Source organism: Sphingomonas plantiphila (assembly GCF_046000505.1).
In the GTDB taxonomy this organism is placed as follows: domain Bacteria; phylum Pseudomonadota; class Alphaproteobacteria; order Sphingomonadales; family Sphingomonadaceae; genus Sphingomonas; species Sphingomonas plantiphila.
The window spans coordinates 906,258-922,075 of record NZ_JBELQC010000001.1; the positions used below are offsets into that span (position 1 = coordinate 906,258).

The 15,818-nt window shown below is 67.9% G+C and carries 14 protein-coding genes and 1 tRNA gene; 6 read left to right on the forward strand and 9 right to left on the reverse strand.

Annotated features, from left to right (window positions below):
- Positions 1 to 68: 68 nt before the first annotated feature.
- Positions 69 to 587, forward strand: a complete 519-nt coding sequence (locus ABS767_RS04360; RefSeq protein WP_408077135.1) for a GNAT family N-acetyltransferase — start codon at positions 69 to 71, stop codon at positions 585 to 587.
- Positions 584 to 1,699, forward strand: coding sequence for a CaiB/BaiF CoA transferase family protein (locus ABS767_RS04365; RefSeq protein WP_408077136.1), 1,116 nt, complete (start codon positions 584 to 586; stop codon positions 1,697 to 1,699). The genes ABS767_RS04360 and ABS767_RS04365 overlap by 4 nt, the downstream gene beginning before the upstream one ends.
- On the opposite strand, the gene ABS767_RS04370 is transcribed toward ABS767_RS04365, so the two are convergent.
- The 5 genes from ABS767_RS04370 to ABS767_RS04390 form a co-directional block, all read right to left on the reverse strand.
- Positions 1,696 to 2,301, reverse strand: coding sequence for a methyl-accepting chemotaxis protein (locus ABS767_RS04370; RefSeq protein WP_408077137.1), 606 nt, complete (start codon positions 2,299 to 2,301; stop codon positions 1,696 to 1,698). The genes ABS767_RS04365 and ABS767_RS04370 overlap by 4 nt on opposite strands.
- 68 nt (positions 2,302 to 2,369) lie before the next feature.
- Complete coding sequence (locus ABS767_RS04375; protein WP_408077138.1) at positions 2,370 to 3,494, reverse strand: acyltransferase family protein; 1,125 nt, start codon at positions 3,492 to 3,494, stop codon at positions 2,370 to 2,372.
- A 2-nt stretch (positions 3,495 to 3,496) separates the two neighbouring features.
- Positions 3,497 to 4,309, reverse strand: a complete 813-nt coding sequence (locus ABS767_RS04380; RefSeq protein WP_408077139.1) for a DUF72 domain-containing protein — start codon at positions 4,307 to 4,309, stop codon at positions 3,497 to 3,499.
- Positions 4,310 to 4,344: 35 nt separating this feature from the next.
- Positions 4,345 to 4,803: a DUF2147 domain-containing protein gene (locus ABS767_RS04385; protein ID WP_408077140.1), complete on the reverse strand. Its 459-nt coding sequence runs from the start codon at positions 4,801 to 4,803 to the stop codon at positions 4,345 to 4,347.
- Between the two features lie 242 nt (positions 4,804 to 5,045).
- Positions 5,046 to 5,120 (reverse strand) — tRNA-Gly (locus tag ABS767_RS04390).
- Between the two features lie 190 nt (positions 5,121 to 5,310).
- On the opposite strand from ABS767_RS04390, the gene ABS767_RS04395 reads away from it, so the two are divergent.
- Both ABS767_RS04395 and ABS767_RS04400 read left to right on the forward strand, forming a co-directional pair.
- A complete protein-coding gene (locus ABS767_RS04395; protein WP_408077141.1) occupies positions 5,311 to 6,222 on the forward strand; it encodes a tetratricopeptide repeat protein in 912 nt (303 codons plus the stop codon).
- Positions 6,219 to 6,827: an LON peptidase substrate-binding domain-containing protein gene (locus ABS767_RS04400; protein WP_408077142.1), complete on the forward strand. Its 609-nt coding sequence runs from the start codon at positions 6,219 to 6,221 to the stop codon at positions 6,825 to 6,827. The genes ABS767_RS04395 and ABS767_RS04400 overlap by 4 nt, the downstream gene beginning before the upstream one ends.
- Positions 6,828 to 6,964: 137 nt before the next feature.
- Here the strand turns inward: ABS767_RS04400 and ABS767_RS04405 are convergent, their stop codons facing one another.
- Positions 6,965 to 8,182, reverse strand: coding sequence for an FAD-dependent monooxygenase (locus ABS767_RS04405; protein WP_408077143.1), 1,218 nt, complete (start codon positions 8,180 to 8,182; stop codon positions 6,965 to 6,967).
- Positions 8,183 to 8,269: 87 nt separating this feature from the next.
- Between ABS767_RS04405 and ABS767_RS04410 the strand changes: the two genes are divergently transcribed.
- On the forward strand, positions 8,270 to 10,579 hold the full coding sequence (locus ABS767_RS04410) for an FtsK/SpoIIIE family DNA translocase (protein WP_408078649.1): 2,310 nt from the start codon (positions 8,270 to 8,272) through the stop codon (positions 10,577 to 10,579).
- A gap of 47 nt (positions 10,580 to 10,626) precedes the next feature.
- On the opposite strand, the gene ABS767_RS04415 is transcribed toward ABS767_RS04410, so the two are convergent.
- A complete protein-coding gene (locus tag ABS767_RS04415; RefSeq protein ID WP_408077144.1) occupies positions 10,627 to 11,517 on the reverse strand; it encodes a LysR substrate-binding domain-containing protein in 891 nt (296 codons plus the stop codon).
- 324 nt (positions 11,518 to 11,841) lie between these two features.
- Between ABS767_RS04415 and ABS767_RS04420 the strand changes: the two genes are divergently transcribed.
- Complete coding sequence (locus ABS767_RS04420; RefSeq protein ID WP_408077145.1) at positions 11,842 to 14,139, forward strand: CDC48 family AAA ATPase; 2,298 nt, start codon at positions 11,842 to 11,844, stop codon at positions 14,137 to 14,139.
- On the opposite strand, the gene ABS767_RS04425 is transcribed toward ABS767_RS04420, so the two are convergent.
- The gene (locus ABS767_RS04425) at positions 14,090 to 15,358 is read right to left on the reverse strand and encodes an MFS transporter (RefSeq protein WP_408078650.1); all 1,269 of its coding nucleotides are present in this window, start codon (positions 15,356 to 15,358) and stop codon (positions 14,090 to 14,092) included. The two genes, ABS767_RS04420 and ABS767_RS04425, sit on opposite strands and share 50 nt — an antisense overlap.
- A 44-nt stretch (positions 15,359 to 15,402) precedes the next feature.
- Positions 15,403 to 15,723, reverse strand: a complete 321-nt coding sequence (locus tag ABS767_RS04430; protein ID WP_408077146.1) for an antibiotic biosynthesis monooxygenase — start codon at positions 15,721 to 15,723, stop codon at positions 15,403 to 15,405.
- Positions 15,724 to 15,818 lie beyond the last annotated feature (95 nt).

Below are 15,818 nucleotides of genomic sequence, written 5' to 3' on the forward strand. Positions count from 1 at the left end.
GTTACGCTGTGGGTGGCCGGGTGGGGGAGCGGGCTGGTGCCGGTCCGGCATAGCCGGACACCGAATCCATGACACCGGATCGGCAGCCGACGCTGCACGGCGAATTGGTCACGATTCGCCCGCTGCGGCCCGACGACTGGGACGCGGTGTACGCCGTCGCCTCGGACCCGCTCGTCTGGGAACTGCACCCGGTCAAGGAGCGCTGGCAGGAGCCGGTGTTTCGCAAGTTCTTCGACGAAGCGCTGGCATGCGGTGGTGGGCTGGCGATCCTCGACAAGGCGACCGGCGCGGTGATCGGGTCGAGTCGCTACGATTTCTGGGTTCCGGAAGAGGACGAGATCGAGATCGGCTGGACCTTCCTCGCCCGCGCCTATTGGGGTGGGACCTATAATCGCGAGGTCAAGCGGCTGATGCTCGACCATATCCATCGCTTCGTGAACCGCGTCGTCTTCCTCGTCGGGCAGGATAACCATCGCTCGCGCGGCGCCATGGCAAAGATCGGCGGGACGCTGATTCCAGGGCGCAATCACCGCGGCGGCGGACAGGTCTTCCCCGACCATGTCGTCTACGAGATCTGCCGACCATGAAACCGCTCGCCGGGATCAAGGTGATCGAGCTCGCGCGCATCCTCGCCGGGCCATGGTGCGGCCAGTTGCTCGCGGATCTCGGCGCCGAGGTAATCAAGATCGAGCGCCCGGGCGCCGGCGACGATACCCGCCACTGGGGCCCGCCCTTCCTCCACGACGCCGATGGCACGAACTGCGACGCGGCCTATTATCACTCGGCCAATCGCGGCAAGACCGCGCGCTTCATCGACATCGCCACTCCCGAAGGACAGGCCGAGGTCCACGCGCTGGTCGCCGATGCCGATGTCGTGATCGAGAATTACAAGGTCGGCGGTCTCGTCAAATACGGGCTCGATCATGCCAGCCTCAGCGCACTCAACCCGCGCCTGATCACCTGCTCGATCACCGGCTTCGGCCAGACCGGGCCTTACGCTCACCGCGCCGGCTATGATTTCATCATTCAGGGCATGGGCGGGATCATGTCGCTGACCGGCGAGCCCGACGGCGCCCCGCAAAAGGCGGGGATCGCCTATGCCGACATCTTTACCGGCGTCTATTCCGCCGTCGCGATCCTCGCCGCACTGCGCCAGCGCGACGCGACCGGAACCGGCGCGCATATCGACATGGCGCTGCTCGACACCCAGGTCGCGGTGCTCGCCAATCAGGCGCTCAACTGGATGGCCAACCCGGCCAAGGTGCCGCACCGCATGGGCAACGGCCACGCCAACCTCGCCCCCTATCAGGCGTTCACCGCCAGCGACGGCGACCTGATCATCGCGGTCGGCAATGATTCGCAGTTCCGCAAATTATGTGCCGTGCTCGGCCTGTCGCTCGCCGACGACCCCGATTTCGCGACCAACCCCGCGCGGGTGCGCAACCGCGCGCGGCTGATCGCGCCGATCCAGGCGGCGGTGGCGGAATGGTCCAAACAGGCGCTGTCCAACGCGCTCGAGGCGCAGGGCGTTCCCGCCGGGCCGATCAATACGGTGGACGAGGTGTTCGCCGATCCTCAGGTGGTCGCGCGCGGGATGGCGATCGCGGCGGGAGGATTGCCCGGCGTCGCCAGCCCGATCGTGATCGACGGTCAGCGCATGGTCTCCGACCGCGCCAGCCCGGCACGGCCGCAGACCTAGTCGCGAACCAGTTCCGCCGCGCGCAGCGTCGCCGCGCGGGTATCCGCGGCCAGCCGCTTGACCTCGGTCGCGACCACGGCGAAGCCCTGACCGGCATCGCCCGCCCGCGCCGCCTCGATCTGGGCATTGAGCGCGAGCAGGTTGATCCGGCTCGCAATCTCCTCGATCGACGTCATGATCGTCGCCAGCCGTTCGCGGATCTCGCCCTCGCGCGCACGGACCGCACTGATATCGGTGGCGATCTTGACGATCTTGGTCACCACGTCCCCCGCCCCGAGCACCGGCGTATAGGTCGCCTGCATCCACACCGTGCGCCCGTCGCGTGCGACGCGGCGGCACTCGACCGCCTCGAACTCGCCCGCGCGCAGCCGGGCCCACAGCGCGGCATAATCGGTGCTCGCGACGAATGCAGCTTCGCAGAACAGGCGATGATGCCGCCCCTCCAGCTCCGCGGCGGCATAGCCCATCGTGCGCAGGAAATTGGCGTTGGCGGAGAGGATGCCGCCCTGCGGATCGAATTCGGCGACCAGAAGCGAGCGATCGATCGCATCGAGCTTCGAACCGTCCTCGCCGGTCTCTTCAATCGATCGTGCCAGCACCATGAATGATCCGTCCAAAACTGGCGGAAACCCTTGTGACAGATCGGCGCGTTTACAAACCCCCGCGCTACTCAAACCGGTCGTCGGTCAGCAAGGCGTGCGCGCAGCGCGGCGCGCGCCGCGGTCGTGCGCGCCTCGGTCGACATCGCAAACAGCCAGGCGATGCCGGCCACCACGATCAGGATCGCCGCGACCGCCAGTCCGGTCGTCGCGGTAGGCGCGAGACGCTGGGCGCCCACGATCGATCCGGCGATGATCGCCATCACCGGAAAGTGAATCGCATAGAGCGAGAAGCTCGCCCGCGCGCCATAGGACGCCGCCGGGCGAAGGATCGAGAGAACCGGCGGCGCGGTGCGCAACAGGGTGAAGAGGAACATCGCGAACGCCGCCGCCTCCAGTGGATCCTCGATGCTGAAGTCGCCCGTCCTGCCCCACAGCAGCACGCCCGCGCACACCAGTCCCGCGACGATCGGCGACCAGCCCGACAGCCGCCACGCCCGCGCCCGCGCGCGCTCCTCGGCAAAATGCAGCGCGGCACCGCACATCCAGCTAAGGAAGCCAAAGGTCAGGCCCGGGCTGACCAGTCCCATCGCAAGCACCGGCAGCGCCAGCGACGGGCGCTTGGTCCGGAACGAGAGGTACAGCGCGGGAAACCACAGATAATACCAGAATTCGTAGGCAAGGCTCCACAGCGGCCCGTTGCTACCGAACGGCGGGACGATCAGATGCTGCAGGAACAGCACATTGCCCAGCAGCGCGCCCGGCGTCAGCGAGACGTTCAGGTCCTGCGTAAACACCCAGGCCCCGGTCAGCCCGCGATGGGTCGGAAGCGCGAGCCAGTGGAATGCGACCCAGTCGAGCACTCCGCCGATCGCCAGCGCGGGCAGCAACACGACACCCAGACGCGCGATCCGATCGATCAGATAATCGTCCCAGCGCCAGCCCCGCGCCACGCGCCCGGTCACGCTGCGTGCGATCCAATAGCCGCTGAGCACGAAAAACAGGATCACCGCCGAATGCGCGAAGCCGGCCAGAAAATAGCCCGCGCGGATCAGCAGCGATCCGGTCGGCCGGTAATCCTCGATCAGCAGGCCCCACAGGTGCCCGAATGCGACCGTCAGCGCGAGCGCCGCGCGCGTCGCGTCCATGTAGACCCAGGCCGGTCGGGTCGACTCCGGCGTCTCCGCCTCGGGCACGGTCAGCCGCGCACCCGTGTCGCCAGCGCCTGCGCCCCCGCGGGCGCGCGGACCTTCCCCCCATGGATGAAGAAGACGAAGGTGTCGCGCGGCGTTTCGGGCGGCGCGCGATCCTCGACATAGGGCAGCCCGGCAGGCCGCCCGCCCGCCGCCCAGCATCGCGCCGCCTCGGCCCAGTGGTCCAGTTCGGGCTCGGGATAGCAGAGCGGATTGTCGTCCGCGCCCGATTCGAGCCGCACATAGACGAAATCGCCGGTCACATCGGCGATCGCGGGATAGTCGGGCGAATGGGCATAGACGATCGCGACCCCCGCATCGCGACACATCGCAACGAACTCGGGTACCGCGAAGCTCTCATGCCGCACCTGCACCGCATGGCGCAGCGCCACGCCGTCCTGCGACGCGGGCAGCAGCTTCAGGAACGCGCCGAAATCGTCCGCGTCGAATTTCTTGGTCGCCATGAACTGCCACAGGATCGGGCCGAGCCGGTCGCCCAGCTCGACGATCCCCTGCCCCACGAATTTCGCGACCGAGTCGCCCGCGTCCGCAAGGACCTTGCGATTGGTGCAGTAGCGCGAGGCCTTTACCGCGAACACGAACCCGTCCGGAACGCTCGCCGCCCACCCGGCAAAGGTCGCGGGCTTGAACCCCGAATAATAGGTGCCGTTGATCTCGATCGCGGAGAGCTGCCGACTGGCGAATTCCAGCTCCTTCTTCTGCACCAGTCCGTCGGGATAAAAGGTCCCGCGCCACGGCTCGAAGGTCCAGCCGCCGATGCCGGTGCGAATGGGTGCCGGGGGTGCAGTGCGTGTCATGGCGCGTATCTAGCGCGCCGCCGCATCCCCGCACATCACGAAATACGCGTCCAGGTCTGCGATTTGCAGATGAAGCCGAGCACGCATCCCTTGCCGATCATCGCATCGCCCTCGATCCGCATATGGCCTGAGAAGGTGCGGTTCATGTCGGGGACGAACACGCGCCCCTTGAACTGACCCGGCCCTACGCGTCGAAACTCGCGGAACAGGTCTGCGCCGATGAGCTTGTCGGTGCCGCCCTTGCGCGCGTCGGCCTTGGCCTTCTCGCTCGCCCAGATGACCGTGCCGCACATGCGGTCGCCGCCGCACGGGGTCAGGCGGATATGGACGCTGTTCGACGGATTGCGCCACTCGCTCTGGGCAAGCCCGGCGATGCCTTTGCCATTGCCCGAAGCGGTCGCAGTGAGCGGCGTGACCGCCATTGCCGCGCCGGCCAGCGCGGCCAGCCAGCGAATCGGACGCGCAGTGCGTCGCACCTGTGCCTTGTCCTGCATGGTTGAACCTCCTGTGCCTGTCCGGCCACAGCTGCGCGACCGGAAACTCCGTTTGAACAGATAATTAGGTACGTGGCCGGGCGGGAAAAGGGCGGGAAAGGGGCAGTGTTCGAAACGACGCGTTCACGAATAGACGGTGTTCGGGCGTGAGCGACCGAAGACGGGACGGCGCCGCACGCTGCCCTCCAGGGCCTGTACTCGATCATCTAACGGAAGAGTCCTGCGCGATCGGCGCGGAAAACTGGAGCGGGCGAAGGGATTCGAACCCTCGACCCCAACCTTGGCAAGGTTGTGCTCTACCCCTGAGCTACGCCCGCTCGCTGGCGCCGATGTGCCCGCTCGGAAGGCCGAGGGGGCGGGGCAAGGTGGCGGCCTCTAGCAGCGGGTTTCGGGGTCTGCAAGTGTGAAGTTGCGAGACAGCGCGATTGACGCGCGGGGGGTTGGCCCGGGCGGCCGCAGCGCCCAAATAGGGCGCGACCCGTTTCTTCGAACGACAAGGGATTCGCCGTGGCCACGCTTGGACTTTCGCCTGCAGACAAGGACGCCGTCGAGGCATTTCGCCGGGACGTCGCCGAACCGTCGATGACGAAGCTCGTCATCCTCGATTTCTGGGCCGAATGGTGCGGGCCGTGCAAGGCGCTCGCCCCGGTGCTGGAAAAGGTCGCGGCGGACTATGCCGACAAGGGCGTGATGCTCGCCAAGATCGACGTTGACGCCAACCAGTTCATCGCCGCGCAGTTTCAGGTCCGCTCGATCCCGACCGTCTATGCGATGTTCCAGGGCCAGCTGGTCGCCGACCTGACCAATGCGCGCACCGAATCGCAGCTCAAGGCGATGCTCGACCAGATCCTCAAGCAGATTCCGGTGCAGAGCGACGCCGCCGATCAGGCCGCCGAACTCGAACCGCTGCTGGCGATGGGCGATGAGGTGCTGGCGGGCGGCGAGACCGAACGCGCACTCTCGATCTTCGAACAGATCGCCGAAATCGCGCCGGACAATGCCCAGGCGGCTGCTGGCCGCGCCCGCGCGCTGACCGCGCTGGGGCGCCTCGACGAAGCCGGTGCCGTGCTCGACGCGCTGCCCGACGATGCCGCCAAGGCGCCCGAGGTCGAGCGCGCCCGCGCCGCGCTCAGCATCGCGCAGGAGGCTCCGGCGGCTGCGGACGACGGCGAACTGGGCGATCTGCGCGCCAGGGCCGCGGGGGGCGACATGCAGGCCCGCTACGAACTCGCCGGCGCGCTGATGGGCAGCGACCGCGAGGGTGCGGCCGAAACATTGCTGGCGATGATCGCCGAGGACAAGGAGTGGAACGAGGGCGCCGCCCGCGCGCGCCTGCTCAAGCTGTTCGAAGCGGTCGGGCTCGAAGACCCATGGGTCTCGGCGCAGCGCCGCAAGCTCTCCGCCATCTTGTTCGGATGAGCGCGACGCGGCTCTCGATCTTTCCGCTGCCCGGGGCGCTGTTGTTTCCCGGCATGCACCTGCCGCTGCACATTTTCGAGCCGCGCTATCGCGCGATGATGACCGATTCGCTCGCGCGCGACCGACGGATCGCGATGATCCAGCCGAAAGCCGGGGGCGAAAAGCCGCCGCTGTTCGAGATCGGCTGTGTCGGCCGCATCGCCGATGTCGAGGCGCTGGAGGATGGCCGCTTCAACGTCGTGCTGGAGGGGCTGTCGCGCTTCCGCATCCTGCGCGAGCTGGAGGTGACCACGCTGTTCCGCCAGGTCGAGGCCGAACTGATCGCCGACCCGGAGCACGAAACGCTGTCGATGGGCGAACGCGCCGCGCTCGAACTCGAATCGCGCCGCTTCGCCGAACTCCAGGGCTATGCAGTCGACTGGAACGCGGTGACCCGGCTCGACGACACCAGCCTGGTCAACGGCATCGCTCAGATCGCCCCCTTCGACCCCGCCGCCAAACAGGCGCTGCTGGAAACCGACCGGCTGGGCGACCGCGCCGAGCTGATCATCCAGCTGATGCAGTTCTTCGGCCGGCACGAGGGGGAAGAGGGGACGTTGCAGTAGGGCAAATCCTCCCCGGAACGGGGAGGGTGACCATCCGAAGGATGGTGGAGGGGGCTTACGGCAAGCGACTTACCTAAAGGAGGCCCCCCTCCATCAGCGAGTCGCGCTGCCACCTCCCCGTTCCGGAGAGGATTTAGCTACGCCATCTCCCCATGCAGCAATCGCGGCACCTTGCCCGATTCGCCGCGCGCCTCGCTCATGAACCAGTTCTTGAGCGCCGGCACCTTGTCCACCGCCGACAACCCGAACCGCCGCGCCGCGTTCGCTGTCGCGCCCGGAATCCCGAACAGATGCGTCAGCGCGTCGGTGGCGATGCTGACCATCATTGTGTCGAGGCTGCGCCAGCGTTCGTAGCGAGTCAGCAGCGCGGGATCGCCCATGTCTAGCCCCAGCCTTTTGCCCTCGACCAGTACCTCGACCAAAGCCGCGACGTCGCGGAACCCGACATTGACCCCCTGCCCGGCAATCGGGTGGATGCCGTGCGCGGCGTCGCCGACCAGCGCCAGCCGCTCCGCCGTGATCTTTGCCGCATGGTGGAAGCCGAGCGGATAGCTGAAGCGCGGCCCCAGCGGCCCGAGCCTGCCCAGGAACCCGCCCATCTTCTTGTCCGCCTCGGCCAGGAATCCGCGTTCGGAGAGCTTCATCATCCCCGCTTCCTCCCTGCGCTTGACCGACCACACGATCGCCGAGCGATGCCCGGCTTCGTCGTCGTTCAACGGCAGGATCGCGAACGGCCCTTGCGGGTAGAAAATCTCGAACGCGGTATTCTCGTGTGAATGCTCGTGGTGGAGCGAGGTCACGATCGCCGCGTGGTCGTACGTCCAGCGCGCTACGCGCAGCAGCGCCGCATCGCGTGTCGGCGATGCCCGCCCCTCCGCGCCGATCAGCAACTGCGCGCGTACCGTTTCGCCGCTGCTTAGCGTCGCGGTGACGCCAGTCGCGTCGCGCGCGACCGAGATCGCGCGCGTCTTCATCCGCACATCGGCCAGCGGCGCGCGCTCCGCCGCCGCCATCAATGCGCGGCGCAGGTCGCGATTCTCGAACATCGTGCCGAGCGCGCCCTCACCCTCCTGCGGGTCGAAATCGAGCTTGCCGGGCTTCAGCCCGTCCGACACGCGGATGCTCTCGATCGGGCACCCCCTGCCCGCCAGATCGTCCGCCAGCCCGATCGCCTCGAGCATGCGCAACGGCGCTGCGGCGATCGCGGAGGCGCGCCCGTCATGGCTGGCCGCCAGGATCGCGTCGGGGTCGGCGGTATCGACCACGATGCTCGAAATGCCATGCGCGTCGAGCGCCACGGCCAGCGCGCTCCCGACCAGTCCGCCGCCAAGGATCAATAGGTCCGCATTACTCATGCCATCCCGTTATCCCACCCCCCGCCTTGACGCCAGACTCCGCAGGGGGGATGATTGGAACGATTATCGAACAACCGGGTGGGGACGATGGCGAGCCGGGTGCAGCCGATGCTGTGGCGTGACACGATGCGGGCGGGGGCAAGGCGGAGCGGGGCGCTGATCGGCGCGATCGCGCTGTTCCTGTTCACGCTCGCCGCGGTGCTCGCGATCGGCACCTATAGCGGTGAGGATCCCTCGCTCAACACCGCGGCGGGCGGACCCGCGCGCAACCTGCTCGGCACGCCAGGCGCTTGGCTCGCCGACCTGCTGCTCGCGATCGGCGGGCTCCCGATCGTGCTGCTCGCACCCGTCGGGCTGATCGTCGCGACGCGGCTGTGGCGTGGCGAGCCTGCGGGAAGGTGGCGGCGGATGCTGCTCGGCGCGCTCGGCGGCATCGCGCTGATGGGTGCGGCGCTCGCCTTCGTCTCGAGTCGTGCGGTGATGGAGCTTCCCGGCGGTTGGGGCGGCGTGGTCGGCCTCGGCATCGCCGGCGCGGTACAGGCGGGGCTCGGCCTCGCCGGGGACGCGACAGTGGCGCTATGGGGTGGCCGTGTCGTCGGCCTGCTGTGCGGCGTCGCGGGGGTGATCGGTTGGGCGCGCAGCGTGCAGATCGATTTCCGCCAGCATCTGCGCATGCCCCGCCTGCCCCAGCGCGAGGATGCCGCCGCCGCGCCCTTCGACACCGACGAGGTCGACGATGCGGCCGACGTCTTCACCCCCGCCGCACCGCGCCCGCGCAAGGTGGCGATGCCCGACGCACGCCCCGGACCGGTGATCGCCGAGCGCACCCCCGCGCCCGCCCCGCCCAAGGCAAAGCCGGTCCAGGCGAGCCTCGACTTCAAGGGCACGTACCAGCTCCCGCCGCTCGACCTGCTCAAGGAAGCGCCCAAGAGCGGCAATGCCGCGATCGACAAGGCCGCGCTCGAGCGCAACGCGCGCCTGCTCGAAAGCGTGCTCGACGATTTCCATGTGAAGGGCCAGATCGTCGAGGTGCGCCCCGGCCCGGTCGTGACGATGTACGAGCTCGAGCCCGCGAGCGGCATCAAGGCCAGCCGCGTGATCCAGCTCGCCGACGATATCGCGCGCAACATGTCCGCCATCTCCGCGCGCGTCGCGACCATCCCGGGACGCAGCGTGATCGGCATCGAACTGCCCAACGCCAAGCGCGAGACGGTGAGCCTGCACGAGCTGATCGGCAGCGAATCCTTCGTCGACATGGGCGCGCAGCTTCCCCTGGTGCTGGGCAAGAATATCGCAGGCGATCCGGTCATCGCCGATCTAGCCCCGATGCCGCATCTGCTCGTCGCCGGCACCACCGGTTCGGGCAAGTCGGTCGGGCTCAACTGCATGATCCTGTCGCTGCTCTACCGGCTGACCCCGGACCAGTGCCGCATGATCATGATCGATCCCAAGATGCTGGAACTCAGCATGTACAAGGACATCCCCCATCTCCTCGCCGACGTGGTAACCGATCCGCCCAAGGCGGTGCGCGCGCTCAAATGGGCGGTCGAGCAGATGGAGGAACGCTATCGCATGATGGCGTCGGTCAACGTCCGCTCGCTCGGGTCGTTCAACGACAAGGTGCGCCAGGCGCTGGCCAAGGGTCAGAAGCTCGGCCGCAAAGTTCAGGTCGGCTACGACCCCGAAACGCGCAAGCCGCTCTACGAGGAGGAAACGCTCGACCTCACCCCGCTGCCCCAGATCGTGATCGTCGTCGACGAGCTCGCCGACCTGATGATGACTGCGGGCAAGGAAGTCGAATTCCTGATCCAGCGACTGGCGCAAAAGGCGCGCGCGGCGGGCATCCATCTGATCATGGCGACCCAGCGCCCCTCGGTCGACGTGATCACCGGCGTGATCAAGGCCAATTTGCCGACGCGAATCAGCTTCCACGTCACCAGCAAGATCGATTCGCGCACGATCCTGGGCGAACAGGGCGCCGAACAGCTGCTGGGCAAGGGCGACATGCTCTACATGCCCGGCGGCAAGCAGATCGCCCGCGTCCACGGCCCGTTCGTGTCGGACGAGGAGGTGATGGCCATCGCCGATCACTGGCGCTCGCAGGGCGCGCCCGACTATATCGAAGCGGTGACCGAGGAGCCCGAGGGTGGCGAGTTCGCGCTCGACGGTGCCCCCACCGGCGAGGACAGCCCCGAGGAACAGCTCTATCGCCGCGCCGCCCAGCTCGTCGCCGAAAGCCAGAAGGCGTCGACCTCATGGCTGCAGCGACAGCTGCGCGTCGGCTACAACAGCGCCGCGCGCCTGATCGAGCGGATGGAAAAGGACGGCCTCGTCTCGCGTCCGGATCATGTGGGACGACGCGAGGTGCTGATGGATCAGGACGGGCGGCCGCTCTAGCTTCGGTACCGACGGGCGGGGCATCGCGCTACGCGAGCCTGACCGCCCTACCCCTCGATATCGATCAGCCCGATCAGCCAGTCATGGAACAGCTTCACCGGCCGCTGTTCCAGCGCGCGCGGGCGGCACACGAACCAGTAGCTGTACGGACTCCTGACGCTCGGCTCGCCGAACAGGGTCGCGATGCGCGGATCGTCGGGGTCGATGCGGTGCGAATCGAGCATGAAGGCGACCCCCACCCCCTGTGCGGCGGCCTCCAGCATCAGCGACCCCGAATCGAACAGGTCGATCGACACCGGCTCCAGATCGGGCAGGCCCAGCGCGGTGCGCCAGATTTCGAAACTGTCCGCCATGTCGCGATGTGCCAGAATCGAATAGCCCGCCAGTTGCTCGGGTCGTCCGATCGCTTCGGCGCCCTGTGCCAGCCGCCGCGCCGCCACCGGACGAATGCGGTTGCGGTCGAGCCGGCGCCCGTACAGCGTCGGTTCGATATCGCGCGCCAGCACGATCGCGGCATCCAGCCCGTCGCCCAGCCGCGACATGCCATGCCCGCCGGTATCGATGTCGAGGTGGAGTTGCGGATGCACGGCGCGCAAATCGGTCAGATGCGGCAACAGCCGCTGCGTCGCGAACAGCGACGGCGTTCCCAGCCGCAGCCGCAGCAGTTCGGCGCCGCTGGTCATGCTCTCGATCGCATCGCTCATCGTGTCGAGCGCGGGCGCGATCAGGTGCAGCAGGCGCTCGCCCTCGGCATTCAGCTTCATCGACTGGTGGCGCCGCTCGAACAGCTGCTTGCCGACGAAGCGTTCGAGCGCCTGGACGCGGCGGCTCAATGCCGGGGACGACAGCGCAAGCTCCTCCGACGCGGCCTTGACCGAACCCAGCCGCGCGACCTGGACGAATGCCTCGATGGCGGTGAGGGGCGGCAGCCTGCGCATCGGCTATATTTCTGTGGTGCAGCGTATCACTTTGCAACCCACTCCCGGACAAAGGGCCCCATGCCCCCTGCGAAAGCCTATACCCGCCGAATGTTACAGATTGCAGAATTTGCAACCGTATCCCACTCTCTTCGCACTTGCACAAAAACTCGCCGCACTGCACATAGGGCGTGCCTTTCAGGCATCCTCTCCTAAACCTTTCATGGGCTGGTCCACGGACCGGCCCTTTTTTTTGCCCGAATCGCGCGTGAAACGATCTGGCACCTAGGCGATGCGGAACCCGCTGCCTATCTGGCGCGTCACGGATGCCTGGAAGGAGAGCCGATGGCTGATACCGAAGACGCCCCGACACGCAAATTGCAGGTCGCCAACTCCCGACCGGAGGATAGCGGCCGCGGCCTGGCGCATCTCCCGCGCGCGATGATGGACGCGCTTGGCGTCCAGCAGGGCGACGTGGTCGAGATCATCGGCAAGCGCACCACGCCGGCGCGCGCGGTGTTTCCGTACAGCGAGGATGAAGGGCTCGACCTGCTCCGGATCGACGGGCTCCAGCGCGCCAATGCCGGCGTCGGTTCGGGCGATTTCGTCGAGGTGCGCAAGGCCGAATCGCGCCCCGCCACCCGCGTCGTCTTCGCGCCCGCGCGCCGCGACCTGCGGCTCGAGGGATCGGGCGACGCGCTGAAGCGCACCTTTCTCGGCCGCCCGCTGTGTCAGGGCGACACCATCTCCACCGTCGGGCAGCAGCGCGTCGCCGACATGCCGCCCAACGTGCTCCAGCATCTGCGCGCGCCGGCCTATGCCCTGCAGGAAATCCGCCTGCTCGTCGTCTCGGCCACCCCGCGCGGGATCGTCCATATCGATGCCGATACCGAGATCGAGCTGCGCAACGAGTTCGAGGAGGCGCGCGAACTGCGCCGCGCCGACGTCACCTATGACGATATCGGCGGCATGGCCGCGACGATCGACCAGCTGCGCGAGATGGTCGAGCTGCCGCTGCGCTATCCCGAACTGTTCCAGCGGCTCGGCGTCGATCCGCCCAAGGGGGTCCTGCTGCATGGGCCGCCCGGCACCGGCAAGACGCGGCTCGCACGCGCCGTCGCCAATGAATCTGACGCGCAATTCTTCCTGATCAACGGGCCCGAGATCATGGGCTCGGCCTATGGCGAATCGGAAAAGCGGTTGCGCGACGTGTTCGAGGAAGCGGCGAAGAATGCACCCTCGATCGTCTTCATCGACGAGATCGATTCGATCGCGCCCAAGCGTGGGCAGGTGTCGGGCGAGGCGGAAAAACGCCTTGTCGCGCAGCTGCTGACGCTGATGGACGGGCTCGAGGCACGCGCCAACATCGTCGTCATCGCCGCGACCAACCGGCCCGAGGCGATCGACGAGGCGCTGCGGCGACCCGGCCGCTTCGACCGTGAGATCATCGTCGGCGTCCCCGACGAGCGCGGGCGCCGCGAAATCCTCGGCATCCACACCCGCGGCATGCCGATCGAGGATCGCGTCGATCTGGGCGAGCTCGCCCGCACCACTTTCGGTTTCGTCGGTGCCGACATCGCTGCGCTCGCGCGCGAGGCGGCGATCGAAGCGGTGCGGCGGATCATGCCCAAGCTCAATCTCGGCGAGAAGACGATCCCCGCCGAGGTGCTCGAAACGCTCGCCGTCACGCGTGAGGATTTTGTCGAGGCATTGAAGCGCGTCCAGCCGAGCGCGATGCGCGAGGTGATGGTGCAGAAGCCCAACGTCAAATGGGAGGATGTCGGCGGCCTCGACGAGGCCCAGATGCGCCTCAAGGAAGGCGTCGAGCTGCCGATGCGCGATCCCGACGCGTTCCGGCGCCTCGGCATCCGCCCGGCCAAGGGCTTCCTGCTCTACGGTCCGCCCGGCACCGGCAAGACCTTGCTCGCCAAGGCGGTCGCGCGCGAGGCGGAGGCGAATTTCATCGCCACCAAGTCGAGTGACCTCCTATCCAAATGGTATGGCGAGAGCGAGCAGCAGATCGCCCGCCTGTTCGCGCGCGCGCGTCAGGTCGCACCGTGCGTCATCTTCATCGACGAGCTCGACAGCCTCGTTCCCGCACGCGGATCGGGGATGGGCGAGCCGCAGGTGACCGAGCGCGTGGTCAACACGATTCTCGCCGAGATGGACGGGCTGGAAGAGCTGCAGTCGGTTGTGGTGATCGGCGCGACCAACCGCCCGAACCTGATCGATCCGGCGCTGATGCGGCCGGGCCGCCTCGACGAGCTGATCTATGTCGGCGTGCCCGACGCGCCGGGGCGTGAGCGCATCCTCAAGATCCAGACGCAGAAGATGCCGCTGGCCGAGGATGTCGATCTCGCCGCGGTGGCCGCGCGGACCGAACGCTTCACCGGCGCGGATCTGGAGGACGTCACGCGCCGCGCGGGTCTTGCCGCGCTGCGCGAACGCCCGCCCGCGAGCCGGGTGACGATGGCGCATTTCGAAGCGGCGCTCGCCGATTCGCGCGCCACCGTGACCCCGGAAATGGAGCGCGAGTACGAACAGATCGTCTCCAAGATGAAGCAGGACGCGGTGGCGCTGAACCCGATCGGCTTTATCGGCCCGGGGATGCTCCAGCCGCGGGGTCAGAAACACGAAGACTGATCCACCCGTACACGACCAGCAACGCCAGGGCGGCGGCCGCGACCAGATAGGGGAGCGGCCGCCATCCGCCATAGAGCGCCACGCCGATCGACGGGCCCAGGATGAACGCCGCGCCGTTGATCGACGTCACCTTGCCCGCCACCGATCCCTGCGCGTGCTGGCCTACCGCCAGCGACGATCCGGCGGTGAAGCCCGGCCTTGAGAAGCCGAAGCCTAGCGTCGTCAGCGCATAGGCGGTGGCGATCCCGTACAGGCTGGTCGCGGTGCCGGTGGCAAGGCAGCCCAGCGCGCTGAGGCTGAGGCCGATCAGCATCAGCTGGCGCGGGTTGAGCCCCAGCAGCGGGATGATCCCCCATTGCGCGAGCAGCGCCGACCCCGCGCCCATCATCAGCACGAGTCCGGTCGCCTCGATCGCCTCCAGCGGCGCGACGCCCAGCCGGTCGATGATCAGGAATCCGATCACCTGACCCGCCATCGCCTGCGCATGGCCCAGCACCAGTCCGCAGATCATCCACGCGCGCACGCGACGGTCGAGAAAGCCGATCGGCTGGACCTTGTCGGCGGTCGCCGCGGTGACGCTCGCCCCGCTCGCCTGCCCGCCGATCGACGGATAGCTCGACGCCGCGCCATGGCTCAGCGGGTCGTCGACCGTGCGCGGCAGCAGCCGGGCGACCCCGAACAGCATCGCGAGCGCCACCCCGCTGAAGATCAGCGCCGGCCCCGCCAGCCCCACGGTCGGCCCGCCGCGCCACAGGTCGCCCATCACCAGATGCGGTGCGATCGCGGGACCCAGGATGGTGCCAAGCCCGAACGCGGATCCCAGCAGCGTCAGCGCCTTGGTCCGTTCGTCGCGGCCGGTGCGCGACGCCACGATCGCCTGGATCGCGGGCGGCGCGGCCGATCCGAACCCGCCATAGATCATCCGCGCCACGACGAAGAAGGCAAAGGCGGTGACCGGCGCGATCCAGCCATTGATCCCGGCGGCGAGGAACAGCCCGCACAGGAACAGCGACGCGGTCAGCCCGATCTGGCCGAGCAGCACCATGTTGCGGCGGCCATGCCGGTCCGACCGGTTCGCCCAGAGTGGCGCGGCGAGCGTCCACAGCAGCGCCGACACCGAAAAGGCCGCCGCGACCGCGCTGTCGGGCACGCCGAGCGACCGTCCGAGCGCGGGCAGCACCGATTGCAGCGCGGTATTGCCCGCGGCGATGACGAACATCACCGCGAACAGGATCGCAAAGGTGCGATCGAAGCGTGGCGCGTTCACCGTTCCCAGATATGGCCGCGACGGATGTCGACGACCATCAGGTCATAGCGTTGGAGCCATTTGCCGCGCCCTTCATGCTGGATTCGCGCATGATCGGGGTGGTCGCGCCACGCCGCGGCGCTGGCATCGTCGGCCCAATAGCTGATCGTAATCTCGCCCCCGTCCGGGTTGCCGACCCAGTCGACTCCGCGAAAGCCCGGCTGGCGCGCGACCAGCTCGCCCATCGCCGCGGCGGCGGCGGCATAGCCGGGCTCGTCCGAACCGGTCGATTCGGATACGAAGATCACAGCGACCTGGCCTGCGCGCGGGTGCGTCATGGGTTGCTGAATGAAACGATTCGGCTCCCTGCGCAACCGTCGCGACGCGAAGATCGTTAACGATCGCACGTCACTGATGACACGGGCATGGCACC

Excerpts from the sequence above, each read along its gene's own strand:
- ABS767_RS04360 (WP_408077135.1), top strand. The coding sequence starts at position 69 with ATGACACCGGATCGGCAGCCGACGCTGCACGGCGAATTGGTCACGATT.
- ABS767_RS04370 (WP_408077137.1), bottom strand. The coding sequence starts at position 2,301 with ATGGTGCTGGCACGATCGATTGAAGAGACCGGCGAGGACGGTTCGAAG.
- ABS767_RS04430 (WP_408077146.1), bottom strand. The coding sequence starts at position 15,723 with ATGACGCACCCGCGCGCAGGCCAGGTCGCTGTGATCTTCGTATCCGAA.
- ABS767_RS04425 (WP_408078650.1), bottom strand. The coding sequence starts at position 15,358 with ATGTTCGTCATCGCCGCGGGCAATACCGCGCTGCAATCGGTGCTGCCC.
- ABS767_RS04365 (WP_408077136.1), top strand. The coding sequence starts at position 584 with ATGAAACCGCTCGCCGGGATCAAGGTGATCGAGCTCGCGCGCATCCTC.
- ABS767_RS04420 (WP_408077145.1), top strand. The coding sequence starts at position 11,842 with ATGGCTGATACCGAAGACGCCCCGACACGCAAATTGCAGGTCGCCAAC.
- ABS767_RS04400 (WP_408077142.1), top strand. The coding sequence starts at position 6,219 with ATGAGCGCGACGCGGCTCTCGATCTTTCCGCTGCCCGGGGCGCTGTTG.
- ABS767_RS04385 (WP_408077140.1), bottom strand. The coding sequence starts at position 4,803 with ATGCAGGACAAGGCACAGGTGCGACGCACTGCGCGTCCGATTCGCTGG.
- ABS767_RS04410 (WP_408078649.1), top strand. The coding sequence starts at position 8,270 with ATGGCGAGCCGGGTGCAGCCGATGCTGTGGCGTGACACGATGCGGGCG.
- ABS767_RS04415 (WP_408077144.1), bottom strand. The coding sequence starts at position 11,517 with ATGCGCAGGCTGCCGCCCCTCACCGCCATCGAGGCATTCGTCCAGGTC.
- ABS767_RS04405 (WP_408077143.1), bottom strand. The coding sequence starts at position 8,182 with ATGAGTAATGCGGACCTATTGATCCTTGGCGGCGGACTGGTCGGGAGC.
- ABS767_RS04380 (WP_408077139.1), bottom strand. The coding sequence starts at position 4,309 with ATGACACGCACTGCACCCCCGGCACCCATTCGCACCGGCATCGGCGGC.